Here is a 23,708-nt window from a genome sequence, read left to right as displayed (position 1 = left end):
AGAGTCCGACTTTTTGCAAAGTGTAATGACGAAGCTCTGACACCTAAGGCATTCAGCGCTTAGGTCTGGAGGAGGCTACTCCCCTTGTCAACTTATTCTGTATGGATATTCATATCCAAATATGCGTATAGAATTACATACTTTTAAACAATGTGCAAATATTCATCAGCAAGGTTGAACTAAAAAATTTTCAGGATTTCCGTGCGTAAAAATTGATGGCGTGGATGATGTTTCACGTTTTCATGCCAATACATGCCCATATTGATTTGAGGCAGCTCGATTGGCAAGGGATGGATATGTAAGGCTTGGGAATAATGCAAATGCTTGAGGATGCTTTGCGGAATGGTCAGAATGGCATCGGGATAATGATTCAATATCTGTAATGCCGTTGCATAGTGCTGGCAACGCAGGAAAATCTGGCGGGATAATTGCTGCCGATTGAGATAGATATCCTCGAGCAGAATCCCGGTACGCCGTGAAGACACACCGATATGTGGTGAAGACAAATATAGCGATAAATCCATATTGGGCTGCTGGGTACACACCACAAAATGATCTTCAATCAGATTTTCAAACTGTAAACTGGCCTGATACGGTTGCACCAGATCAATGACAAAATCAATCTGTTGGGCAGAAAGATCCGCCAGCATGTTTTTACGATCCAGTTTGGAGCTCAGGAACTGGATGTCCAGATTCAGTTGCGCAAAATGATGTACCAGCTGCGGAAAAATAATCGGCTCAATTTCGTCATGAATGGCGATTTTCAAGCTGTGCAACATATCAGGCACAAAGTCCTGTTGCGGTACGGCAATACTCTGGATCGTCAATAACGCGGTTTGAATCGGCTGGTAAATTTGCTCGGCATACGGTGTAGGCAGCATTTTTTGGCCGCTGCGCACAAATAACTCATCACCAAGCTGGCTACGCAAGCGTTGCAAGGCATGACTGACGGCAGACTGGCTGATACACAGCAATTGTGCCGCTTTAGAAATGCTCTTCTGTTCAAAAATCGCGATAAAAAGCGGATATAAATTAATATCGATACGATGAAAGTGCCCGACTTCCAGTAGGTTACCATTATGAATCTGATTCATAGTTTTGAATAAAATAAAATCATTTCATTCATAATAAATTTTCGCTTATGGTGATGTAAAGCAGCGAATCAGCTTTCGCCAAATTTTAGATTGAGGGAGAACAGGATGTTTGCATTATCAGCGCGTGCGCAGGATTTTATTGCACGAACGCAAGCGTTTATCCAACAAGAAATTGAACCCGTTGAAAAAGCATTCTGGGATGAGGTACATCGTCTCAATGTCGATGGTGACTGGACCCAATGGCAATGGCCTGAACAATTACAACAATTGAAAGACAAAGCCAAAGCAGCGGGCTTATGGAACATGTTCTTACCTGACGCCGAGCTTGGTGCAGGCTTATCGGTTCAGGAATATGCACACATTGCTGAACTGACTGGACGTAGCCTGCTTGCTCCAACGGTATTCAACTGTAATGCGCCCGATAGCGGCAATATGGAAGTATTGTGGCGCTATGGTAGCGATGCGCAAAAACAGCAATGGCTACAACCGCTACTCAAGGGTGAAATTCGTTCCGTGTTCTGTATGACCGAGCCTGCGGTGGCATCCAGTGATGCGACCAATATGCAGGCCACTGCGGTGGTAGAGGGTGATGAAATCGTCTTGAATGGACGCAAATGGTGGTCATCCGGTTTAGGCGATCCCAATGCCAAAATCATTATTTTTATGGCCTATACGCCTGACCCCGGCAAAGACCGTCATCACCAGCATTCTATGGTACTGGTACCGGTCAATACCGCAGGTGTAACCATTGAACGTATGTTGCCTGTGTTTGGTGATTACGATGCACCGCATGGGCATGGACAGGTTAGCTTCGACAATGTGCGCGTGCCTGTTAGCAACTTCATTGGTGGTGCAGGCCAAGGCTTTGAAATTGCGCAAGGCCGTTTAGGCCCTGGGCGTATTCATCATTGTATGCGCTGTGTTGGCGCCGCAGAGAAAGCACTGGAACTGATGATTGATCGTGGCATGTCGCGTAAGGCTTTTGGCAAAGAACTGCTCAAGCTGGGTGGCAATCTGGAACGCGTTGCAGATGCACGTGTGCAGATCGATCAGGCGCGTTTATTGACCTTATACGCTGCCTATAAGATGGATACGCAAGGCAATATGGCGGCATTAACTGAAATTTCGGCCATTAAAGTGGTCGCGCCAACAGTCTTGCAAAATGTGGTGGATATGGCGATTCAGATCCACGGTGGCGAAGGTGTTTCCCGTGATACACCGTTAACGGCTTTCTTTACTCAGGCGCGAAGTTTACGTTTGGCCGATGGACCTGACGAAGTCCATAAAGGCATGATTGCCAAATTAGAACTCAAAAAACGTGGCTATGGTCGTGGATAAGGATAAACGCAAATGACAGTAATTGATATGGGCGGTCAGGTTCGTCATGGTGAGGAACTGGATATTGCAGCGGTTGAAACATGGTTAAAAAATCAGGGTGTGAATGTGCAAGGACAAGCAAAAGTCACCCAATATTCAGGTGGCGCATCTAACTGGACTTACCGTTTAGCGTATGACAATGCTGATCTGATCCTACGCCGCCCACCGAAAGGCACCAAGGCCAAATCAGCGCATGATATGGCCCGTGAATACAATGTGCAGAAGTATCTGGCACCCTTCTACCCTGTGCTGCCTGAAATGATCGCGCTGTGTCAGGATGAGAGCGTGATCGGTTGTGATTTCTATGTGATGAAGCGGATTGAAGGCATTATTCCACGTGCCAATTTACCCAAAGAATTACAGCTGGATGAACAGCAAGTCCAGCAACTGTGCCTGAATGTGCTGGATAAATTGATTGAACTGCATCAAGTGCCTTATCAAGGCACAGAGTTAGAAAAATTGGGTAAAGGCGAAGGCTATTGCCGCCGTCAGGTTGAAGGTTGGGATGCGCGCTATAGCAAGGCCTTGACACCGAATGTACCTGATTTCGCGTTTGTGCGGGAATGGTTGCAACAACATATTCCGGCCGATTCCAAAACCTGTGTAATTCATAATGACTGGCGTTTTGATAATGTCATTTTAGATCCACAGCAACCGACTCAGGTGATTGGGGTACTGGACTGGGAAATGGCGACCTTAGGTGATCCATTGATGGATTTGGGCAGTGCCCTCGCCTACTGGATTCAGGACGATGACGATGCCTTGATGAAATCCAGCCGTCGTCAGCCGACCAATCTGAAAGGGATGCTGACGCGTCAGCAAGTGGTCGATTACTATCTGGAAAAAACAGGGTTGAAGCCTGACAACTGGGCATTTTATGAAGTATTTGGTCTGTTCCGCCTAGCCGTGATCGCGCAGCAGATTTATTACCGTTATTACCATCAGCAAACCGATAATCCAGCCTTTAAAGACTTCTGGGTCCTGATTCATGCCCTGCATATTCGTGCCCTAAAATTGATTGCACAGGACAATACACAAGCCCAGCAATTAATTCCTGAATATGGCGCAAAACTGAAGGAAATTTTAACAGCATGAGCACCATATATCTGGTACGACATGGGCAGGCCTCCTTTGGGGCGGCCAGTTATGACCTGCTCTCTGCCAAAGGTGAGCAACAGGCACAGGCAGCGGGTGAGTTTCTCAGCAAGACTTTAAAATCCTCTCCTTTGGTGGTGGCCGGTTCAATGCAGCGCCATCAACAAACCGCGCAACTCGCTTTAGCGCAAGGTTTTGCAGAGGTACCGATTCACACTGAATCCAGCTGGAATGAGTTTGATCATCAGCATGTATTTGCTCAATACGAACCCCGCTTTAATCAGCCTGAATTACTCAAACAGGATGTCGCACAGGTTGCGAACCCACGTGCCTATCTGGCGAAAATCTTTGATGGGGCGATTGAACGCTGGATTGGAGAGCAATATGACCATGAATATCATGAGACCTGGTTAGGTTTCCAAAGCCGTGTAGAAAGCGCATTGCATGGCCTGTGTCAGCAGCTTGATGCCACACAGCAGCGTCAGGCGGTGGTGTTCAGCTCTGGTGGTGTCATTTCAGTGGCGGTGGGTCAGGGGCTGGGCTTGAATGCGAAACAGATCTTTGCGCTGAACTGGTCGATTGCCAATGCCAGTATTACGACGCTGCGTTGGGTGGATGGTCGCTTGCAATTACTGAGTTTTAATGAACATCATTATTTAAAAACACATGATGCAGAACTTCTTACATGGATTTAAACAAGAATAGGTGACGGAAATGGCAAAGACAATTTTAATTACAGGTGCAAGTTCGGGTTTAGGCGCAGGTATGGCGCGTGAATTTGCCGCCAAAGGCTACAATCTGGCGCTTTGTGCACGACGTTTAGAGCGTCTGGAAACGTTACAACAGGAGTTGCAAAGCCAGTTTTCCGTTCAGGTCAAGATCAAGACCCTGGATGTGACCCATTACGATGATGTGTTTACGGTGTTTAAAGCCTTTCAGCAAGAATTTGGCAGTATTGACCGCATTATTGTCAATGCAGGTGTGGGTGATGGCCGCCGTATTGGTAAGGGGCATTTTGAGGTGAATCGGGCGACGGCGGAGACCAATTTTATTTCTGCTCTGGCACAATGTGAAGCCGCGGTTGAAATCTTTAGAGCACAAAACCAAGGCCATTTGGTGGTGATTTCCTCGATGAGTGCCATGCGTGGTTTACCGAAGCATTTATCGACCTATGCGGCCAGTAAAGCAGCGGTGGCGCATTTGGCAGAGGGCATCCGTGCGGAATTGCTGGGTACACCCATTAAAGTGTCGACGATTTTCCCAGGTTATATTCGCACTGAATTGAATGAAGGCGCCAAGAAACTGCCGTTTGAAGTGGATGAGAAGACAGGAAGCAAGGCTTTGGTGAAAGCCATTGAGAAGGAACCTGTGAAGGCTTATGTGCCGCAGTGGCCATGGTTGCCGATGGGCATAGCAATGAAGATTTTGCCGTTAAAATGGGTGAATAAACTGAGTTGATGGCAATTTAAAATGCATGGACACAGATGTTTATTCGGCAATATTTTCACAGCCTCATATAGGCTGAATAGTCGAGTTGTTTGGGGACAGGCGTTTCTTTACTTTTCAAAGATGAAAAGTAACAAAAATCTTTTGTTGAGCAGAGGGTACATCCATGTTACCCCTGCTCAACTGGCGGCATCCATGCCGCCTGTCACGATAGTAAATATCAGCAAGAAATTAATTTAATCTGAGTTCGACAAGAAAGATGATACGCGTAAACGTCATCCACAACCTGAGCTAACTAAAGCATTTAAAGCTTTGAGTTAGCGCAAGACAAACAAAGTGCGTAGTTTGTTGCTCAAGCATAGCTTTCACCTTACGGTACGGCAAAGATTATTAATCTTTGCTATTCGTCCCTCAGGTTTTGCCTACTTTTCCCGAAAGAAAAGTAGGGCGAGCCGCAGGCTGATCCAGAAATTAGATAAGAACCTGCAAGACTCCGTTAAGACAATAGTTTTTCAGAAAGTGCTGACTTTGATTATGACAAAGCTGTAATCAACTTTTGGTGTAAACCACCAAAACCGCCATTGGACATGATCACCACAGCATCCCCCTCACCTGCTTCATTCACCACACGGGCAATGATCTCATCCAATGAACGGCTGACTTCTGCTTTGTTTGCTGATGCTGCAATCACAGGTTGCAAATCCCAATCCAGACCTTCCGGTTGATACCAGATCACTTCATCGGCTAAACGGGCTGAATGTGCCAGACCATCTTTATGGCTGCCCATACGCATGGTATTTGAACGTGGTTCAATGATCGCCCATAGCTTACGTTCACCTAAACGTTTACGTGCGCCGTCCAGTGTGGTTTCAATGGCAGTTGGGTGATGGGCAAAGTCATCATAGACTTCGATGCCACGCACCGTCCCTAACAGCTCCATACGGCGTTTTACCCCACCGAAGTTAGAGAGTGCTTCACAGGCCTGTTCAAGGCGAACACCCACGTGTTGTGCAGCAGCAATGGTCGCTAAGGCATTGGCAACGCTATGTTGCCCTGTCATGTTCCATTTCACTTCACCGACCACGTTGCCGTGTTCAAGCACTTTAAAGTGGCTACCATCTGCACTGATTAATTCGGCAGATAACGCGGCTTGTGCATTTGGCTCTAGACTGGTACGAATCACTGGTGTCCAGCAGCCCTGCTCTAAGACTTCATCAATATTGGTTTCGGTAATGGGCGCAATAATACGACCTTCACTTGGAATGGTACGGACTAAATGATGGAACTGTTTTTGAATCGCAGCCAGATCATCGAAAATGTCGGCGTGGTCAAATTCAAGGTTGTTTAAAATCGCGGTTTTAGGATGATAGTGAACGAACTTAGAACGCTTATCGAAGAATGCAGAATCATATTCATCCGCTTCAACACAGAAATATTGACCACCACCTAAACGTGCACTTTCACTAAAACCAAGCGGTACGCCGCCGATCAAGAAACCTGGATTTAAACCCGCCTGATCCAGTACCCAAGCCAGCATCGTCGTGGTAGTGGTTTTACCATGTGTACCTGCGACACCGAGTACGTGTTTGCCTTGCAGCACATGGTCTGCCAGAAATTGTGGGCCAGAAATATAAGGCAGGCCTTCATTCAGCATATATTCAATCGCATCAATGCCGCGTTTCATGGCATTGCCGACAATCACCAGATCAGGATGCGGCTGTAAATGGCTACGGTCATAGCCCTGCATCAGTTCAATACCCGCATTTTCGAGTTGAGTTGACATAGGTGGATAAACATTGGCATCTGAACCTGTGACTTTATGTCCTAAATCTCGTGCGAGTAGAGCCAAAGACCCCATAAATGTGCCACAAATACCCAAAATATGCAGATGCATAACGCGCCTTCTCCACTGCTCTTCATACAGCACTGATATCGTATGTATGATTGTCGTTATCAATAAAAATCAAACGCAACGATAGCAAGGCTTGCATGGAAAAGATAGTCAAAATTCGTTGTTGTTGTTTAGTTCTAATTATGCAGATGAATGCTAAAATTTCAGGGTTTTTACAAGCATATCTTTTCTGCGATTCACCCTTGATCTGGATACCAGCACATTATGTTGAGCCCTACTCTTTTAGCGTTATGTTTGTTGATTATTTCCAACTGTTTTATGACGTTGGCATGGTATGGACATCTGAAAATCCTGCATGATGCACCGATCTGGCAAGCGATCCTGTTTAGCTGGTGTATTGCCCTGCTGGAATACAGTTTTATGATTCCTGCCACCAAGTTGCTCAACCAGCATGGCTGGAGTCTGGGAGAAATGAAGATTACCCAAGAGGTGGTGACATTAATGGTGTTTGTGCCTTTTATGATTTTTGTATTTAAACAGCCGTTTAAGCTGGACTATATCTGGGCAATGCTGTGTTTAATGGGGTGCGTCTATTTTGTATTTCGAAACCAGAGCTAATTTTCGTGAAGCAGTTCACGCGTTCTTTTGTTGGGGATGCTTGAAAAAACCGCTATAATATTTGCCAATTTATTCCTTCGTGCTTGGCGTAAGTCGAGATACTTCTCTATTTTTATCATGTTTTGGAAAAGCCAATGAATGCGGTCGCAACAGATAGCCAACCTTTAGTCGGAATTATCATGGGTTCTCAATCAGATTGGGCAACACTTGAACATACCGCTAACATGCTCAAACAGTTGGGTGTTCCTTTTGAAGCTGAAGTGGTTTCTGCGCACCGTACCCCGGATCGTTTGTTTGAATATGCTGAAACAGCTCGTGATCGTGGTATTCAGGTGATTATTGCGGGCGCTGGTGGGGCTGCACATTTACCGGGGATGTGTGCGGCTAAAACCGATTTACCTGTACTGGGCGTACCGGTTAAATCATCGATTTTAAATGGTGTAGATTCACTGCTTTCAATCGTGCAAATGCCAGCAGGTATTGCGGTGGGTACTTTGGCGATTGGTCAGGCTGGCGCAACCAATGCAGCGATTATGGCAGCGCAGATTTTAGGCTTAACCCGTCCAGACATCGCTAAAAATGTAGCGGATTTCCGTACGGCACAAACAGAAAAAGTATCGAGCAATAACATTCCTGGTCATGAGTGAGGATAAGCAAAGCAACGCTTTGCCCGAATGCAAGGCAAGGACTTTGTCCGAGTAAGAGGATAAGCAAACTTAAAGCATCGCTTTAAGGCTTTGCCCGAGCAAAAGAGTTATAGATATGAATAAAACCATCGGTATTTTTGGTGGCGGACAGCTTGGACGTATGATGGCGCAAGCGGCATTGCCACTGAATATTCAATGCACCTTCTTTGAGGCAGAAACGGATTGCCCTGCCGCAATTTTAGGTCCGGTATTTTCTAGCCAAAATCCGCAAGGCTTGCAAGATTTCATTGCCAGTGCGGATGTATTTAGTCTTGAATTTGAAAATACGCCTGTTGCGGATGTAGATGTTTTAACCCAAAGCAAAACCCTGCACCCGCCTCGCCTTGCGTTAGCGACTGCACAAAACCGCTTGGCCGAGAAAAGTTTGTTTGATGAGCTCAACATTCCTGTTGCGCCGTATCGTGCTGTGGATAGTTTAGAGAGCTTAAAACAGGCGGTTGTTGATCTTGGCTTACCGATAGTCTTAAAAACCGTGACAGGTGGCTATGATGGTAAAGGCCAGTTCGTATTACGTACTGAAGATCAGATCGACACGGCTTGGGCTGAACTTGGCCCTGCAAAAAGCCTGATCGCTGAAAGCTTTGTTAAATTCAGCCGTGAAGTCTCGATTATTGCGGTGCGTGGACAAAACGGCGATGTGAAAACCTGGGCGCTGGCAGAAAACCATCATCATAACGGCATCTTGTCCCATTCGATTGTACCAGCGCCAAATAGCGTTGATTTACAGCCCGTGGCACAAGATTATATTACCCGTTTGTTAAACCACTTGAATTATGTCGGCGTGCTTACACTTGAATTGTTTGTAACCGAGCAAGGTCTCTATGCCAATGAAATGGCATGTCGTGTACATAATTCAGGTCACTGGTCGATTGAAGGTGCGATTTGCTCGCAATTTGAGAACCATATTCGTGCGGTTGCCGGTTTACCTTTGGGCTCAACTGAAGTGATTCGTCCAACGGTGATGATCAATATTATTGGTCAGCATCCAAAATCTGAAGATGTTTTGGCGCTGAACGGTGCGCATTTACATCTCTATAATAAGTCTGAGCGTACAGGTCGTAAGCTGGGACATATTACCTTGATGCCGAATAATTCAGATGATTTAACCGCTTTATGCCGCCAATTGGCACAAATTTTACCTGTACCATTGGCATTAACAGCAGATATGACCCTCTAAATTTATCCACAATAGCTCAAAAAAAGCGATCTTCGGATCGCTTTTTTCATTCTGCGCTGTTTTTAAATTTAAAATAATAAAATTGAGCTGTTGTGGATAACTTGTTTTGGTATTTTGAATTTAAAATTATGGGGGTGATTTGAATTTAAATATGCAGTGGATAAGTTGTTCTGTATTTTAAATTCAAAAAAGAGCGCCTGATTTAAATTTAAAAGTTAAGGCCAGAGTGGGTTTTTAAATTTAAATCAAGGGCTGTGGATATCTATTTTACCTGGAATAACAAGCTGAAAAATATAAGCTTAGCGTCTTCTGGGTGTTTTGTTCGCATCATGTACTGTTTAAATCGAAGAAATGAATTTAAAAGTGGATAAGTTTTTTAAATTTAAATGCTCAAGTTATCCAGTATGGTATTTTTGAATTTAAATTGGGCTTGTTGATAACTTTTAAATTTAAAATAAAGTCTGAATTATGAATTTAAAAGCAGGGTTTTAAATTTAAAAACCGAGAAATGAATTCAAAGTTACGTTTCCAAACTATACATCTTCATATAGCGTGTTAAGGTGGAGAGGAAATTTAAATTCAAAAGTTTTGGTTCAGTCATGAAACGTCATTTTTCTTTTTTTCTAGGCACTGCCTTATTTACTTTTTTCAATCAGGCGCATGCCGAGCTGGTGATTAATGGTGCAGCCGTTTCTACACCAGCCACGACCGCAGCGGTCGCCAGCAATTATACGCCTAATTCTAATTTTCAGGGCTGTATTGCCAATTTGCGTTCGCAGGCCATCGCATCCGGTGTTTCTGGCGCGACTTATGATCGCTATACCCAAAATTTAACCCCGGATTATTCCGTGATTGATAAATTAAATTATCAGCCTGAATTTTCGACACCGATCTGGGATTATTTGTCTGGCCTTGTGGATAACGAGCGCGTTCAGGCAGGGCAGCAAAAATTAAATCAGCACCGTGCAGTATTGAACCGTGTCGAACAGGCCTATGGTGTTCCTGCGGAAACAGTTGTGGCCGTGTGGGGAGTTGAAAGTAATTATGGTGATATTTCCGGTAAATATCCTTTATTACAGGCTTTAGGAACATTAAGTTGTGAAGGTCGCCGTCAAAGTTATTTCCGTGGCGAGTTTTTTGCCACCATGCGTATTTTACAGCGCGGTGATTTAACGCAGGATCAGCTGTACGGTTCATGGGCTGGGGCTTTTGGTCATACCCAGTTTATGCCATCGACTTATGAACGTTTAGCGGTTGATTTTGATGGTGATGGTCGTCGTGATCTGGTTTCTAGTACCACGGATGCTTTGGCTTCAACAGCAAACTTCTTAAAACGGGCAGGGTGGCAAACCGGTATGCCATGGGGCTTTGAAGTGAAGATTCCGCAAGGCATGTCGATTTCTGGTGAAAGCCGCCGTAATAAAAAGCCGTTAAATAGCTGGATTGCCCAAGGTGTGACCCGGGCCGACGGTACCGCATTGATTCAAGGTAATTTATCCGGCAGCACCCCGGCAGGGCTGATTTCTCCAGCGGGTGCCAATGGTCCAGTGTTCTTGGTATTTAAGAACTTTGACGCGATTTACAGCTATAACGCGGCGGAAAGCTATGGTTTAGCTATTGCCCATTTATCGGATCGTTTACGTGGTGGTACACCATTCTTAACTTCATGGCCAACCGATGATCCGGGTACTTCACGTGCGGAACGTCGTGAAATTCAACAGTTTTTAGTACAACGCGGTTATGATATTGGGACTGTAGATGGACTGATTGGTGATAAAAGCCGTCAGGCTATTCGCCAGGAGCAAACCCGTTTAGGCTTAAATCCAACCGGACGTGCAGGGCAGCAGATTTTACGCGCTTTCCGTCAGGAACAAGCCAAACAAATGATGCAATAATTGATGCATTAAAAAAAGGTCTGCCATATGCAGACCTTTTTTATATTAAGGGGCAGGATCGAGTTTAACGGCTTCTAAAATATCGAAAATCACTGCAGTTACATCCTGACTTAAATCACGGTCATTAAAAATTTCATAAGCAGTAATGGTCACATCTGTATCACTCGGGAGTTGCTTTTGTTCTTCTTCAACCAGATGTTCGATGGGCAATAAGGTCTGTTTAACTTCCAGATGTAAAATCTCGTCATAGGCGACATTTTCATCTTCCAGCTCAACTTCTTGCTCGTTGAAATAGGGAATCAAAATGGAATGGAGAAAGGGGCTAATATCTTCAATATTCAAGAATTCGATATCACGAGTCTGCTCAATCGTACTGATGTGGTCGTTCACTTCAATTAAGATATGATAATAACTCATGCCGATCTCCATTAAGATAAAGATGATGTTTTCATCCACAATAACATGAATAAATCCAAAGAATCGACCCATTCTTGTTACTAAGCAAGCGATAATGGATAAAACACCTATATTTTATAGGGATTAAGGCACTCGAGAAAAACCCAATAATTCCAGATCGGTATCCGTCAGCTGAAAATCTTTTGCATTCTGCTCTTTAATGCGTGGATACATTAAGGATTTCGGATCTTGAGTATGTTTTAGGCCTAAAGCATGCCCAAATTCATGCGCTAGTGTTAGGCGTAAGTCATCCATGGATGAAAATTCATAAATAAAAATCTGTTGACCATGAAACTGACCTTTATGCAGGACCTGAGGTTTAAAGGTCTGGTTAAATACCGTTACGGATTCAGTCAATTGTTGGTAGAGCTGTTTCGATTGCTCTGTTTGCGTATTGAATTGTTGGACCAGTTGATTATGTTCAGCTATTTTGGTCTGTAAATCGCTCGCTTGCTGTTGCAGGGTGTGTTGTTGTTGCTGCAGTCGTGCAACTTGCTTTTGATTTTGAGCGGAGGCTTTCAGATTTCGCAGGGCCTGCTGATACTTTTGCTGATTATTTTGATATTCAAACTTTTGTAATTCGAGTCGAGTCCTGGAGTCAGCGACGCTTTGTTTTAGACGCTGTAATTGCTGATTTTGCGCTAACCAATGCTGTTGTTCCTGCTCAAGCTGGTTCAGATTTTCCGAGCGTTTCATGCTGCGTACTTGACGCTGATCAAATACCAAATGAATGACAAACTCTGCTTCTGGATCATAGACAAAATACTGTTGTCCGGTATCTTTTGCCCAGATGGCAGCCGCCTGCTGGCTTAACTCAATCATTTGTTGTTGCGTGATATTGAGACGTGGATCCAGATCGGCAATCCGGTAGCGTAGAGGATGCTCGCTGCTATAACGGATTTGTGTTTGAGGGGCGTTTGACGAAATTTGGGCAAAAGCTGGCGCTGGGACCAGCATGAACACACATGTAGCCAATAAATGAGAAAAACAACGCATAAAGGGAGATAAAGCTTGAAAAAGATCGCATTTTAATCAGTTTAAACAGGGAGTCAAATGGATCAATTGAGTGAAGAGTGAGAATTTGGGAAGATATTTCTAGAAAATGAATAAAAATACAGATGTAGAAAAAAGTAAGTAAAATATAGCGGAATAGAGCAAGTTTGCAGTTAAAGTGAATAAAAAATAAAATCAGAACAGTTGTTTAATTTTTATTCTTTTCTCATGTGTGCTCATCTAAAGAGCGTGTCTAAACTAGGCAAAGCATAAAATAAAGGATTGAAAATTATTTTATTTTTCACATAAAAGCCAAAATTTAACTGATTGAAAAGTAGACAATGAGTCTAGTCGTTCCTCAATCGTTACCAAATTGGGAGGGAATAATTAATACATGGCTTTCACTAGGTCTTTATCAGAATCGGTTAATGCGAACTTTTGCAGGTTCTGTTGTTGAATAATCGGATACATCAAAGAGCTTGGATCATCGGTATGGGCAAAACCTAAGGCATGCCCAAACTCATGCGCCAGCGTTAAGCGTAGATCATGTGTCGATGAAAATTCATAAATCATGATGTGTTTGCCATCAAAATGGCCTTTGTGGAACAGACGGGGCTGAAAGATCTGATTAAACTGATTGGCAGAAGCCACCAGTTGCTGATTGCCTTGATTTAAAGCCTGAATGTCCTGATTAAGTTGTCGGCTACGTTGATTATGTTGCTGAATGTCCTGTTGCAAAGCTAAAGCTTGCTGCTGTAAGGCAATTTGTCGTTGAGCCAGTTGATCCGCCAGAACTTTTGAAGAAGAGCGCTGCTGGTTAAAGCGCTGCGCATCCTGATTATATTGCTGAAATTGTGCGTTGAGTTGTGCCTGTTTATCGGCAATCAAGGCTGAATTTTGCTGAATATCCGCCTTGACCTGCTGTAATTGTTGATTCTGTTTATGCCATTGTTGCTGGTCTTGCTGCAGTTGTTGCAGGCTCTGCACGCGATCTGTACTGCGTTGTTGGCGTTCATCAAAAACCAGATTGATACTAAATTCCGCCTCTGGATCATAGATAAAATTTTGCTGGCCTGTTTCATGTTCCCAGATTTTGGCTGCTTGCTGCGTCAGTTCTAGCACTTGTTGCTGACTTAAATGAAAGCGTGGATCAATATCGGCAATACGATAATGCAGTGTTTTTTTGATGGTTTGATGCTGATGCGGATTAACCGGATTGATATTGGTCTGCGCATAGCTAAGGTGAGGGGAGAGCGTACAGAAATATACTGCAAGCATCGCCATATTCATAATACGCATAAGCCAAACTCCCCTAAATAAGGCTTATTTTTGAGCAGTATTGGATTCAGGTCAAAACGCTATCTATTTAATAAATAAAACTAAAAAGTGTGATTTTTTTCTAATAAATAAAAAAATAAATCGAATAATTTACACTATCGTAAAATCAGCAGCTTGTCTGTTTTTTGTTCATAATTCCAAGAGAATCAAAAGATTAAATTTATTAAGCACGGAACAGCTGTATAAATAGCGATAAAAGTCTTGATTGTTAACTTTTGTAAAATATTGATAAATTGGCAATTTTTTCTAATTTTTGATAAAAAATTGCTGCTTTGTGACATTTAATGTCGAGGCGTATTCTGCGCAAAATGTGAATGATCGCTCATTCTGGAAGGTTTTTATTTACTCTACTTATCTGTTCTTTAACAGGTTTAAATCTGCTTCAGTAAGGCGAAAATGCGCCCTATCCTGATCTTTCATAATCGGATGCATTAATGCATGTGGATCATCAGTATGTTGTAGGCCTAAGGCATGGCCGAATTCATGCGCCAGGGTTAAACGTAGATCATCCTCAGATTCAAATTCATAAATCAGAATCTGTTTGCCATTAAATAGGCCTTTATGGAATAAATGTGGCTTAAAACGTTGTTTATAGTGGTCAACGGATGCATTCAATTGCTGGTCCAGTGCATTAAGCTCATCTATTTGCTGATTGAGCTGCTGAATCTTCTGATTGTACTGGTCAATTTCCTGTTTAAGCGACTGTACATTTTGCTGCAACGCCTGTTGTCGCTGTTGAAGATCAGCTGGATTGGCGAATACCGCCGGATTTTGCCGAGCCTGTTGCTGTGCTTGCTGATAGGCCTGGATTTGCTGATTTAATTGTTGCTGTTTTAAGCCTAAAAATTGCCGGCTTTGAAGAATTTCCTGTTCAATCTGATCTAAGGATTTCTTTTTCTCTTGCCAGCGTTGCTGATTGGATTCAAGCTGGCTTAAATGTTCCCGACGTTGTTCACTCTCGATTTGACGTTCATCATAAATGAGATGTATTGCCAGCTGGGCCTTTGGATCATAAACCAGATAATCCTGTCCTGTACCGTCTTTCCAGATCTGTGCGGCTTGCTCACTGATCGCCTGCACTTGCTCAAGGCTGAGCTTAAAACGTGGATCCACCTCAGCAATACGATAGCGAAGCCGTGTATCAAAGGGTTTGCTGATACGATCGGTCAGTGAGTTAAATTTAAGCTGCGGGTGTTGGTAGGTTTGATAACCCGACCAGAACAGAAACATTGCCAATGTAACAACGAGGAGATGCTTCATTGTTTGGGTGTGCAGAATAAAGACTGATACAGGCTCGGGAGCAGGAGAATTCCCCAGATCAGTGTCGCGAAAATATTGCCCATTTCATAAAAAATAGCACCCAGACCGGATATGAATGTCCAGGAAAAACCGGGCAAAAGATAAAGTAGTAAAAAGGGGAAATAGCTATACAGATATAAGGTTCTTGCCCATGGCTTAAAGAAAAATAAACCCGCTAACATGATAACGGCAATAATAGCGGCTAGGCTTGAAAGCAGAATTTCCCAGTTTTGGGGTTCGGTTGCCAGCAATTCCGCTACGGCAATAGAGCGTTGATCATAGGCATCCAGGATTGTCCCTAAACCAATACAAAGCAGTGAAGCACTTAATAACAGTCTAAATTTGGATTTGCTAAGGATAGGATCATTTTTCATTTTTAGCGCTGAAGGATTTTTTAATTGCCTGAATTATACATAAAAAGAATTCAGTTCCTTAACTTGTTGCAAGCGTTTGCGGAAGGGGGGAAATAAGCGGTTGATAGCACGTGCATGCCTATGATTTGGCTCAAACAGCAGATATTTAAAATAAAAAAACCGCGCTTACGCGCGGTTTTTTTAAAGAGACAAATTATTTTTTGTCATCTTTTACTTCTGTGAACTCAGCATCTACAACGCCATCGTCCGCTTTTTGTTGTTGACCCGCATCGCCACCTTGGAATGCATTTGGATCAAAACCTTCTGCGCCGCCAGCTGCACCTTGTGCTTGTTCATAAGCACGTTGTGTAATTGGCATCAAGATGTTTTGCAAAGCTTCAGTTTTCGCTTTGATGTCTTCAACATCATTTTCTTTAGTTGCTGCTTCAAGTTCAGAAACGGCAGTGCTTACAGCTGTTTTTTCATCTTCAGTGACTTTATCACCAAGATCTTTCACGGCTTTGTTCGAGCTTGAAATTAATGCATCAGCTTCGTTACGTGCTTTTGCAAGTTCTTCAAACTTACGGTCTTCTTCTGCATTCGCTTCAGCATCTTTGATCATTGCTTCGATTTCAGCATCAGACAAACCTGAGTTTGCTTTAATCTGGATCGATTGCTCTTTACCTGTGCTCTTATCTTTCGCTGATACTTTCAAGATACCGTCAGCGTTGATGTCGAACGATACTTCAATTTGCGGTACGCCACGTGGAGCAGGTGGGATATCGCCTAACTGGAAGTTACCCAACAATTTATTTTGTTGAGCCATTTTACGTTCACCTTGGTAAACCGAAATGTCTACTGCAGGCTGATTGTCAGCAGCGGTAGAGAACACTTGTGATTTCTTCGCAGGAATCGTGGTGTTTTTCTCAATGATCGGAGTCAATACGCCGCCCATTGTTTCGATACCTAAAGTTAATGGTGTTACGTCTAATAAAAGCACGTCAGTTTTGTCACCAGACAATACTGCACCTTGAATCGCTGCACCAATCGCAACTGCTTCGTCAGGGTTCACGTCTTTACGTGGCTCTTTACCGAAGAATTCTTGTACTTTTTGTTGTACAAGTGGCATACGAGACTGACCACCAACTAAAATTACGTCAGAGATGTCAGAAGTCGAAAGACCTGCATCTTTAAGCGCGATACGGCAAGGCTCAATCGTACGAGCAACTAGGTCAGCAACCAAACCTTCAAGTTTTGCACGCGTTACATTGATCACTAAGTGTTTAGGACCAGTTGCATCAGCGGTGATGTATGGAAGGTTGATTTCTGTTGCATTCGATGAAGAAAGCTCGATTTTTGCTTTTTCAGCAGCTTCTTTCAAACGTTGTAACGCAAGTGGATCATTTTTCAAGTTCACACTTTGTTCTTTTTTGAATTCTTCAACCAGGAATTCAATTAATGCGTTATCAAAGTCTTCACCACCAAGGAAAGTATCACCATTGGTTGATAACACTTCAATTTGCTGGTCGCCATCAAGGTCAGCGATTTCAATGATTGATACGTCAAAAGTACCACCACCTAAGTCGTAAACTGCAACTTTACGGTCGCCTTCTTTTTTGTCCATACCGAACGCAAGTGCCGCAGCAGTTGGTTCGTTAATGATACGTTTAACGTCTAAACCAGCGATTTTACCCGCATCTTTAGTTGCTTGACGTTGCGCATCGTTAAAGTAAGCAGGAACAGTAATAACCGCTTCTGTAACTGTTTCACCTAAATAGTCTTCTGCAGTTTTTTTCATCTTTTTCAAGATTTCAGCAGAGATCTGTTGAGGTGCCAATTTTTTATCGTTAACTTCAACCCAAGCATCGCCATTATCAGCTTTGATGATTTTGTAAGGTACAAGACCGATGTCTTTTTGTACTGCTTGATCTTCATAACGACGACCGATTAAACGCTTGATAGCGAATAATGTGTTTTTCGGGTTGGTTACCGCTTGGCGTTTCGCGCTTTGACCCACCAAGATCTCGCCATCTTTATAGGCAATGATCGATGGAGTGGTACGTGCGCCTTCAGCGTTTTCGATTACTTTTACTTTATCGCCTTCAAGTACAGCAACACATGAGTTGGTAGTACCTAAGTCAATACCAATAATTTTTGCCATTGATTGTGTTCCTCTAAAATTTTGTTGCAATGTTTTTGCTTGTTATTCGATATGAGAGTCAATCGGTTTTTTTCAAGCATTTTTATGAAAAAAAATCAAAAAACTCTCAAAATTCTGTATTTTTGAGCAAATAAATGCTCTGCCCATCGGGATTATTGGCCCACCATCACCATTGCAGGGCGGAGTAGGCGACCATTTAAGGTATAGCCTTTCTGTAAAACAGTGCCGATTTGGTTGGCTTGGGCATTTGGATCAATCCCTACCGCCTGATGTAAATCTGCATTGAAACCATTTTGGGTGTCTGCTTCGACTACGCCAAACTTCTCAAGCGTAGTCAATAATGATTTCAAAGTCAGCTTAACGCCTTCAAGTACCGGTGTTTCTTCTTCGCCAGCTGCCTGAATTGCACGCTCGAGGTTATCGACAGAATCGAGCAATTCTTTTGCGAACTTCTCAAGCACGGTATCTTTATGCTTTTCAGATTCACGTTGAATACGCTCTACACTTTTCTGCGCTTCATAAACCGCATTGGCAGTACGTGCTTTTTCTAATTTCAGGCTTTCTTCAAGTTTGGTGATTTGCGCTTGTAAATCTTCAACGCTAAGCTCGTTTGCCTGCTCTACACCTTCAGCTTGAGTTTGTTCAGTCTGTTGCTCATTTTGAATGTCTTGAGCTTGCTCATTGTGCTCATTAGCCATTGATGATCTCCGTTGAAAAAAGTTCTTAAACATGTACAGTCCTTTTGGCGTGAATGCTCTTAGGGTTAAACCCGAACTGCCACATCTTGGTCATTCATTGATAGGGATGAAGTATGGGCAAGCCGACAAAATTCAAGCGTTCAGGTCAATTTAAATCTTTTAATTTTGCTGATTTAAGTAAAAATTCAGGTTTTCAATCACAAAAGCAATAAATTCTTGGGTGATTTTGGGTAAATGTTGCCTTGACGCATAGACCAGCGACAAGGTCAGGTCAGGTGCAGAAAAATCTGTAAATACCTGTTGCAAACGCTGCTGCGCGATGTCCTTGCGTACCAGTAAGCTCGGGAGCATGGCAATGCCTTCAGCTTTAAGACACATCTGATAAAGCGCAATCACATCATTGCTTTTAAACGTAACATTTAATGGATAGTTCTGGGGTTGCTGATCTGTATCAAACAAGGTCCAGTACTGGTTATGGGTATGATGCGCAATACAGTCATGCTGAATCAGCTGACTGGGATGCGACAGGGGAGTGTGGTCTTGTAAATAATGGGGATGTGCGCAAAAGATCGATTCAATCTGGCAGACCGGTCGTGCAATTAAACCATCAGCCACTTTTTGGGTAATACGCAAAGCTAGATCGACATGTGCATCGATGAGGTCAACAGTATTCTCTGTTAAATACACATCAAAATGGATCTGGGGATAGCGCTTTTTAAATTGTTTAATACATTCATTGACACCAAGCTGAAACAGAAACAGACCACAGGTAAAACGAATGGTGCCATTATGTTGTTCGGGCGCAGCCAAACCTTCCAGTAACTGTTGTTGCTGTAAAATATTCTCACAATACACCAGCGCTTTTTCACCTGCTGGGGTGAGCGAAACTTTACGGGTATTACGTTGAAATAACCGGGTTGAAAATGTCTGCTCAAGATGTTCCAGATAGCGGGACACCATGGCTTTGGAATAATCCAGATGCTCGGCTGCTTTACTCAGATTGCCTTGCTGCGCAATACAGACAAAGACTTGAATGGCTTTTAAGGTATCCATGTTTATTATCATTGTTGCAAGATATGCAACATTTTATCTTAGTTTAGTGTGTTTCTTCAGCAATAATTGCAATTTAAAGTGTTCCTTATCAGATTGGAGACGATAAGATGAATACCAAACCTTACATCCTTGCTTTATCAGCTTTAGCCGCAACATCTGCTGCATTTGCACAAGATTTAAAAATCCAGAATTTTCTGGCTCAACCTGAGCATTTTGGCGTGACTTCAACTTTAATTGAAGGGGATAAAGAAGTTTTACTGGTCAATGCGCAATTTTCTAAATCAGAAGCATTGCGGATTGCTGCCGACATCTTGGATAGCGGTAAGACCTTAAAAACCATTTTTGTCAGTTATGGTGATCCAGATTTCTATTTTGGCTTAGACGTATTTAAACAATACTTCCCGAATGTTCAGATCATTGCGACTCCTGAAACAGTAAAACATATTCAGGATACACAAGCGTTGAAAGTTGCCTACTGGGGTCCAAAAATGGGCGCCAATGCGCCAAGTAAAATCTTTGTGCCACAAGTCTATAGCGCGAAGACTTTAAAACTCGAAAATCAGGATATCGAGATTAAAGGTAAAAAAGAACTGACTTATTTATGGATTCCGAGCGCGAAAGCTGTCGTTGGTGGTATTCCGGTATCATCGGGTATTCATTTGTGGACCGCAGATACCCCGACAGTCAAAGATCGTGCTGAAGTGGTTCAGGCTTTAGAAAGTATTAAAGCCCTCAACCCGAAAGTCGTGGTCCCTGCGCATATGAAAGCAGGAGCGGCAGAAGGACTGGATGCGGTGAACTTCTCGATTGATTATTTGAAGCAATATGAGAAAGCTGTGAAAAGCACAAACAACTCGGCTGAGCTGGTGAAAAAGATGCAAACGCAGTATCCGGCGTTGGGTGAGTCGAGTAGTCTGGAACTTGGCGCCAAGGTGGTCAAAGGCGAGATGAAATGGCCTTAATTATGGGCTAATCAATGAAAACCGTGATGAAAATGCACGGTTTTTTTATATCTGCTACATTTATTTTTAATCATAATTACTTAATTGTAATCTTTTAGGACGGTTGTGCTGTGTTTCTATGAATTATAAAAAAATAAGATAACGGCTTTTTTCATTTTCTATGCCAGCAAAAATCGATGAAAGTGCTGTATTGATAAATGCTTAGCGTTTGGTGAAGGTTGAGAGAATACGTGAATTAAGCAATGAGTTGATTTAAGAAAAATTGCAAAACAATGCGGCTTACATAACAAACTGCAACTAATCCTCATCACGTCCGTGAAAAAAATTGTGAATGATAGGCATCGCAAAGACAACTTTGCTTTTTGTCATAATGAAAGGAAATACGAAATGAAAAAGTTAGCATTGATTTCTGCAGTTGTAGCTGGTGTTGCATTAACAGCTGTAGGTTGCTCGTCTCAAGCTGGTTTGGATGCTTCTGGTTCAGCTCAAACAAGTGCTAGCCCAGCAGGCGTACAAGGTGGTGTTGGTGTAGAAGCAGGTTCATCAGTTGATGTTCAACCAGGTGGTGCTTCAGCTGACGTTTCAGGTTCAGTATCAGGCTCAGCAGGCGCTGGCGCGCAATAATTTTTTATTGTTAAGTTGGCTTCGCATAAGATTGAACAACAGATGCCGCATTTAATCTTATTCATGTACTGCTATACATAACGCGAAGTTGACTTATTCATAAAAATGACACTGTTAAAGTGATATAAAACTAGAGCTCACTGATTAGTTCTAGTTTTATAGTTTTGACAATTACCGCTTAAAACAGCATTGAATTGACATAAAAACTAGCTGTGAATAAGCACTCTGGTTAATGACTTTTTAGTAATAGCCCTTTAGCGTACGACTTATTTCAAATCTTGAACTTGATCTAAGACTTTAGAAAAGCATATAGTCGAAGACAACAACAATGATGGACAGAGCGAGAGAAGGGGACAACAAGTGACAGCATTACCTCCAAAAATACAAACACTGTTAGATAAAGGTCAAGGCCCTGCTGCACGAGCGCTCGACAAGCTGCCCAAAATTGTACAAGAATCTCTAGCCAAGCTTTTAGGCTATCCTCATCAATATCCAGATCTGGATGCATTTACCAAGTGTTTGATGGCCGTTCAGATCAAGCAAGGCCGTATTGGTTTTATCGGTGATGATCCGATTAGCTCCCGTCGTCAGTTTGATGCACAAATGCTGGCGATTTTGAATAAACCTACTTCGATTGAATCGGTTGAAGATATTCGTTTACCGCTGCAAAGCGGCACGGTCTTCGCCCGCCATTATCATCCGGCGCCCAATAAAAAATTGCCGATGCTGGTGTTTTATCATGGGGGAGGCTTCGTTGTTGGCGGTCTGGATACGCACGATGAAGCCTGTCGTCTGATTGCCAAGCATGCCAAAGTTCAGGTTTTAAGTATTGATTATCCGCTGGCACCTGAAGCTTCACCGCAGTTATTGATAAAATCATGTGAAGATGCGTTGGCATGGGTGTATCAAAACCGCCGTCAATTGAAAATCTATAAAAACCGTATTGCGGTTGCCGGAGACAGTGCCGGTGGAAATATCAGTACGGTAGTGGCTCAACACGCCGTCGGTAAATCTTATGCGCCACAGGCACAGTTACTGATTTATCCTGTGGTTGACTTTAAAAGCAGACATCCTTCCTTCTATGCGTATGGTGAAGGTCTGGTCCTCACCAGTAAAGATGTGGACTATGTGACAGACTATTATGCAACCCAGCAAAATGTGGCTCTGGATGATCCATTAATTTCACCAACGTATGGCAGCCTTAAAAAGCTTGCGCCCGCGTATGTGATTACAGCTGGTCATGACCTGCTGCATGATGAAGGTGCCATCTATAGTCATAAACTCAGACAAAATGGTGTTAAAGTCCAATATATCGATTATCCAGATCAAACCCATGGTTTTATCAATTTGACCCCCGTCTCAAGCAAGGCAAAGCGTAATACCATTGAGGTAGCGAAGAACTTTAGAAAGTTCTGGGATAAACACAGTTGATTATCGAGTTAATTACCGAGCGCCGATGTTTCACGTGAAACATCGGCGCTTTGTTTCAGGTAACAAATAGAAATAGCAAAAACAGTTTTGCAAAATTAAGATGAAGATCCACAACACCTCTATTTCCAAGCTGAGAAAAGCAATGATGAAAAAGTTGTTCATGACAACAAGTTTAATTTTGGCAAGCGGTCATTTATTTGCAAATACCATGGTTGATATGAAAACCAGTATGGGGAATATTGAAATTGAGCTATTTGATGACAAGGCGCCTGTTTCAGCAAAGAACTTTGAAAGCTACGTAAAAAGTAACTTCTATACAGGCACAATCTTTCATCGCGTGATTCCTGGTTTCATGGTGCAAGGTGGTGGCCTAGAAGCCAACATGGTTGAGAAAAGCACGAAAGCGCCGATTGTGAATGAAGCAAGTAATGGTTTAAAGAATACCCGGGGTACTTTGGCCATGGCACGGACCAGTGATCCAAACTCTGCAAGTAGTCAGTTCTTCATTAATGTGGCGGATAATAACTTTTTAAACAAATCAGCGATGGATGCAGGCTACGCCGTTTTTGGTAAAGTTACTAAGGGCATGGATATTGTTGACAAGATCGTGAGTGTTCCGACTGGTAACTACGGAATGCATCAAAATGTGCCTAAACAGCCCGTTAAAATTATCAGTGTTCAGATAAAGAACAAGAAGTAAAAAGCAAAGCAGAAATATGAATAAAATATTTCTGCTTTAAATTTATATAGTTATAAGAAATTTTTTTAAATAGCACACATATTGGTGTGTAAAAAAAGAACACTCAATAAAACAAGGGTTTAAAAAAGCTTGCACACTAAAAAAAATCTCCTATAATGCACACATCCCGACGCAATGAAGCAAAAATAACTTAGCTTTAACGGTTAAGTTGTTAAATATTTATTGCGTTTTATTTATCGCTGACGAGGCGATAAATAGATCATTAAGAGAATAGAAGAACAACTTGTGTGGATTTTTACTGGTTGATCGATCGAAAATATTTCATTGATTAATTGGTTTAAATTTCTCGAAGTTTATTTGAGCAAATATTAAGTCAGTA

22 protein-coding genes are annotated in these 23,708 nt (G+C 42.7%); 12 read left to right on the top strand and 10 right to left on the bottom strand.

Annotation, left to right across the window (positions count from 1 at the left end; translation table 11 throughout):
- Nucleotides 1-179: 179 nt before the first annotated feature.
- Complete coding sequence (locus JO943_RS17795) at nucleotides 180-1,094, bottom strand: LysR family transcriptional regulator (protein WP_202741436.1); 915 nt, start codon at nucleotides 1,092-1,094, stop codon at nucleotides 180-182.
- Between the two features lie 105 nt (nucleotides 1,095-1,199).
- Between JO943_RS17795 and JO943_RS17790 the strand changes: the two genes are divergently transcribed.
- The 4 genes from JO943_RS17790 to JO943_RS17775 are packed head-to-tail and all read left to right on the top strand — an operon-like array spanning nucleotide 1,200 to nucleotide 5,024.
- Nucleotides 1,200-2,432, top strand: coding sequence for an acyl-CoA dehydrogenase family protein (locus JO943_RS17790; protein ID WP_005228184.1), 1,233 nt, complete (start codon nucleotides 1,200-1,202; stop codon nucleotides 2,430-2,432).
- Nucleotides 2,433-2,444: 12 nt separating this feature from the next.
- Nucleotides 2,445-3,566 carry a phosphotransferase family protein gene (locus JO943_RS17785; protein ID WP_202741435.1) on the top strand — a complete coding sequence of 374 codons (1,122 nt, stop codon included), beginning with the start codon at nucleotides 2,445-2,447 and terminating at the stop codon, nucleotides 3,564-3,566.
- A complete protein-coding gene (locus tag JO943_RS17780; RefSeq protein WP_202741434.1) occupies nucleotides 3,563-4,261 on the top strand; it encodes a histidine phosphatase family protein in 699 nt (232 codons plus the stop codon). Before JO943_RS17785 ends, JO943_RS17780 begins: the two co-directional genes overlap by 4 nt.
- 19 nt (nucleotides 4,262-4,280) lie before the next feature.
- Nucleotides 4,281-5,024 carry an SDR family oxidoreductase gene (locus JO943_RS17775; RefSeq protein WP_202741433.1) on the top strand — a complete coding sequence of 248 codons (744 nt, stop codon included), beginning with the start codon at nucleotides 4,281-4,283 and terminating at the stop codon, nucleotides 5,022-5,024.
- A 520-nt stretch (nucleotides 5,025-5,544) separates the two neighbouring features.
- Here the strand turns inward: JO943_RS17775 and mpl are convergent.
- Nucleotides 5,545-6,906 (bottom strand): UDP-N-acetylmuramate:L-alanyl-gamma-D-glutamyl-meso-diaminopimelate ligase, encoded by a 1,362-nt coding sequence (gene mpl / locus JO943_RS17770; protein ID WP_202741432.1) that lies wholly within the window; start codon nucleotides 6,904-6,906, stop codon nucleotides 5,545-5,547.
- A gap of 222 nt (nucleotides 6,907-7,128) precedes the next feature.
- Here mpl and JO943_RS17765 point away from each other — a divergent pair, with 222 nt between their 5' ends.
- From JO943_RS17765 to JO943_RS17750, 4 genes are all read left to right on the top strand, one after another.
- On the top strand, nucleotides 7,129-7,482 hold the full coding sequence (locus tag JO943_RS17765) for a DMT family protein (protein ID WP_005186310.1): 354 nt from the start codon (nucleotides 7,129-7,131) through the stop codon (nucleotides 7,480-7,482).
- A gap of 134 nt (nucleotides 7,483-7,616) precedes the next feature.
- Entirely contained in the window at nucleotides 7,617-8,129 is a 513-nt protein-coding gene (gene purE, locus JO943_RS17760) for a 5-(carboxyamino)imidazole ribonucleotide mutase (protein WP_005260369.1), read from the top strand.
- 109 nt (nucleotides 8,130-8,238) lie between these two features.
- Nucleotides 8,239-9,366 carry a 5-(carboxyamino)imidazole ribonucleotide synthase gene (locus JO943_RS17755; protein ID WP_265102662.1) on the top strand — a complete coding sequence of 376 codons (1,128 nt, stop codon included), beginning with the start codon at nucleotides 8,239-8,241 and terminating at the stop codon, nucleotides 9,364-9,366.
- 599 nt (nucleotides 9,367-9,965) lie between these two features.
- Nucleotides 9,966-11,261 carry a lytic murein transglycosylase gene (locus JO943_RS17750; RefSeq protein WP_199975467.1) on the top strand — a complete coding sequence of 432 codons (1,296 nt, stop codon included), beginning with the start codon at nucleotides 9,966-9,968 and terminating at the stop codon, nucleotides 11,259-11,261.
- 45 nt (nucleotides 11,262-11,306) lie between these two features.
- Here the strand turns inward: JO943_RS17750 and JO943_RS17745 are convergent, their stop codons facing one another.
- From JO943_RS17745 to JO943_RS17710, 8 genes are all read right to left on the bottom strand, one after another.
- Nucleotides 11,307-11,690, bottom strand: a complete 384-nt coding sequence (locus tag JO943_RS17745) for a hypothetical protein (protein WP_165569325.1) — start codon at nucleotides 11,688-11,690, stop codon at nucleotides 11,307-11,309.
- 111 nt (nucleotides 11,691-11,801) lie between these two features.
- Nucleotides 11,802-12,713 carry a matrixin family metalloprotease gene (locus JO943_RS17740; protein WP_202741431.1) on the bottom strand — a complete coding sequence of 304 codons (912 nt, stop codon included), beginning with the start codon at nucleotides 12,711-12,713 and terminating at the stop codon, nucleotides 11,802-11,804.
- 384 nt (nucleotides 12,714-13,097) lie between these two features.
- Nucleotides 13,098-14,009, bottom strand: a complete 912-nt coding sequence (locus JO943_RS17735; RefSeq protein ID WP_009506214.1) for a matrixin family metalloprotease — start codon at nucleotides 14,007-14,009, stop codon at nucleotides 13,098-13,100.
- Between the two features lie 390 nt (nucleotides 14,010-14,399).
- Nucleotides 14,400-15,308, bottom strand: a complete 909-nt coding sequence (locus JO943_RS17730) for a matrixin family metalloprotease (RefSeq protein WP_202741430.1) — start codon at nucleotides 15,306-15,308, stop codon at nucleotides 14,400-14,402.
- The gene (locus JO943_RS17725; protein ID WP_202741429.1) at nucleotides 15,305-15,721 is read right to left on the bottom strand and encodes a hypothetical protein; all 417 of its coding nucleotides are present in this window, start codon (nucleotides 15,719-15,721) and stop codon (nucleotides 15,305-15,307) included. Before JO943_RS17725 ends, JO943_RS17730 begins: the two co-directional genes overlap by 4 nt.
- A gap of 193 nt (nucleotides 15,722-15,914) precedes the next feature.
- Nucleotides 15,915-17,861 carry a molecular chaperone DnaK gene (gene dnaK / locus JO943_RS17720; protein WP_009506244.1) on the bottom strand — a complete coding sequence of 649 codons (1,947 nt, stop codon included), beginning with the start codon at nucleotides 17,859-17,861 and terminating at the stop codon, nucleotides 15,915-15,917.
- A 152-nt stretch (nucleotides 17,862-18,013) separates the two neighbouring features.
- Nucleotides 18,014-18,559 carry a nucleotide exchange factor GrpE gene (gene grpE, locus JO943_RS17715; protein ID WP_005228204.1) on the bottom strand — a complete coding sequence of 182 codons (546 nt, stop codon included), beginning with the start codon at nucleotides 18,557-18,559 and terminating at the stop codon, nucleotides 18,014-18,016.
- 159 nt (nucleotides 18,560-18,718) lie between these two features.
- Nucleotides 18,719-19,612: a LysR family transcriptional regulator gene (locus JO943_RS17710; RefSeq protein WP_227614508.1), complete on the bottom strand. Its 894-nt coding sequence runs from the start codon at nucleotides 19,610-19,612 to the stop codon at nucleotides 18,719-18,721.
- 107 nt (nucleotides 19,613-19,719) lie between these two features.
- On the opposite strand from JO943_RS17710, the gene JO943_RS17705 reads away from it, so the two are divergent.
- The 4 genes from JO943_RS17705 to JO943_RS17690 all read left to right on the top strand — a co-directional run bounded on the left by JO943_RS17705 (nucleotide 19,720) and on the right by JO943_RS17690 (nucleotide 23,329).
- Entirely contained in the window at nucleotides 19,720-20,574 is an 855-nt protein-coding gene (locus JO943_RS17705; RefSeq protein WP_202741428.1) for an MBL fold metallo-hydrolase, read from the top strand.
- A gap of 387 nt (nucleotides 20,575-20,961) precedes the next feature.
- Nucleotides 20,962-21,198, top strand: coding sequence for a hypothetical protein (locus JO943_RS17700; protein WP_005281513.1), 237 nt, complete (start codon nucleotides 20,962-20,964; stop codon nucleotides 21,196-21,198).
- Nucleotides 21,199-21,558: 360 nt separating this feature from the next.
- Nucleotides 21,559-22,629, top strand: a complete 1,071-nt coding sequence (locus JO943_RS17695) for an alpha/beta hydrolase (protein WP_202741427.1) — start codon at nucleotides 21,559-21,561, stop codon at nucleotides 22,627-22,629.
- 142 nt (nucleotides 22,630-22,771) lie between these two features.
- Nucleotides 22,772-23,329, top strand: a complete 558-nt coding sequence (locus tag JO943_RS17690) for a peptidylprolyl isomerase (protein WP_005228214.1) — start codon at nucleotides 22,772-22,774, stop codon at nucleotides 23,327-23,329.
- Nucleotides 23,330-23,708: the final 379 nt, after the last annotated feature.

Origin of the sequence: Acinetobacter sp. 'aerobic (ED)', from assembly GCF_904886855.1 — a bacterium.
GTDB classification, from domain to species: domain Bacteria; phylum Pseudomonadota; class Gammaproteobacteria; order Pseudomonadales; family Moraxellaceae; genus Acinetobacter; species Acinetobacter courvalinii.
This window is presented reverse-complemented; position numbering and strand designations above follow the sequence as displayed.

Bases quoted from the DNA above. Each gene is read 5' to 3' on its own strand.
- JO943_RS17795 (WP_202741436.1), bottom strand. From the start codon at position 1,094: ATGAATCAGATTCATAATGGTAACCTACTGGAAGTCGGGCACTTTCAT.
- JO943_RS17790 (WP_005228184.1), top strand. From the start codon at position 1,200: ATGTTTGCATTATCAGCGCGTGCGCAGGATTTTATTGCACGAACGCAA.
- JO943_RS17785 (WP_202741435.1), top strand. From the start codon at position 2,445: ATGACAGTAATTGATATGGGCGGTCAGGTTCGTCATGGTGAGGAACTG.
- JO943_RS17780 (WP_202741434.1), top strand. From the start codon at position 3,563: ATGAGCACCATATATCTGGTACGACATGGGCAGGCCTCCTTTGGGGCG.
- JO943_RS17775 (WP_202741433.1), top strand. From the start codon at position 4,281: ATGGCAAAGACAATTTTAATTACAGGTGCAAGTTCGGGTTTAGGCGCA.
- mpl (WP_202741432.1), bottom strand. From the start codon at position 6,906: ATGCATCTGCATATTTTGGGTATTTGTGGCACATTTATGGGGTCTTTG.
- JO943_RS17765 (WP_005186310.1), top strand. From the start codon at position 7,129: ATGTTGAGCCCTACTCTTTTAGCGTTATGTTTGTTGATTATTTCCAAC.
- purE (WP_005260369.1), top strand. From the start codon at position 7,617: ATGAATGCGGTCGCAACAGATAGCCAACCTTTAGTCGGAATTATCATG.
- JO943_RS17750 (WP_199975467.1), top strand. From the start codon at position 9,966: ATGAAACGTCATTTTTCTTTTTTTCTAGGCACTGCCTTATTTACTTTT.
- JO943_RS17745 (WP_165569325.1), bottom strand. From the start codon at position 11,690: ATGGAGATCGGCATGAGTTATTATCATATCTTAATTGAAGTGAACGAC.
- JO943_RS17740 (WP_202741431.1), bottom strand. From the start codon at position 12,713: ATGCGTTGTTTTTCTCATTTATTGGCTACATGTGTGTTCATGCTGGTC.
- JO943_RS17735 (WP_009506214.1), bottom strand. From the start codon at position 14,009: ATGCGTATTATGAATATGGCGATGCTTGCAGTATATTTCTGTACGCTC.
- JO943_RS17730 (WP_202741430.1), bottom strand. From the start codon at position 15,308: ATGAAGCATCTCCTCGTTGTTACATTGGCAATGTTTCTGTTCTGGTCG.
- JO943_RS17725 (WP_202741429.1), bottom strand. From the start codon at position 15,721: ATGAAAAATGATCCTATCCTTAGCAAATCCAAATTTAGACTGTTATTA.
- dnaK (WP_009506244.1), bottom strand. From the start codon at position 17,861: ATGGCAAAAATTATTGGTATTGACTTAGGTACTACCAACTCATGTGTT.
- grpE (WP_005228204.1), bottom strand. From the start codon at position 18,559: ATGGCTAATGAGCACAATGAGCAAGCTCAAGACATTCAAAATGAGCAA.
- JO943_RS17710 (WP_227614508.1), bottom strand. From the start codon at position 19,612: ATGGATACCTTAAAAGCCATTCAAGTCTTTGTCTGTATTGCGCAGCAA.
- JO943_RS17705 (WP_202741428.1), top strand. From the start codon at position 19,720: ATGAATACCAAACCTTACATCCTTGCTTTATCAGCTTTAGCCGCAACA.
- JO943_RS17700 (WP_005281513.1), top strand. From the start codon at position 20,962: ATGAAAAAGTTAGCATTGATTTCTGCAGTTGTAGCTGGTGTTGCATTA.
- JO943_RS17690 (WP_005228214.1), top strand. From the start codon at position 22,772: ATGATGAAAAAGTTGTTCATGACAACAAGTTTAATTTTGGCAAGCGGT.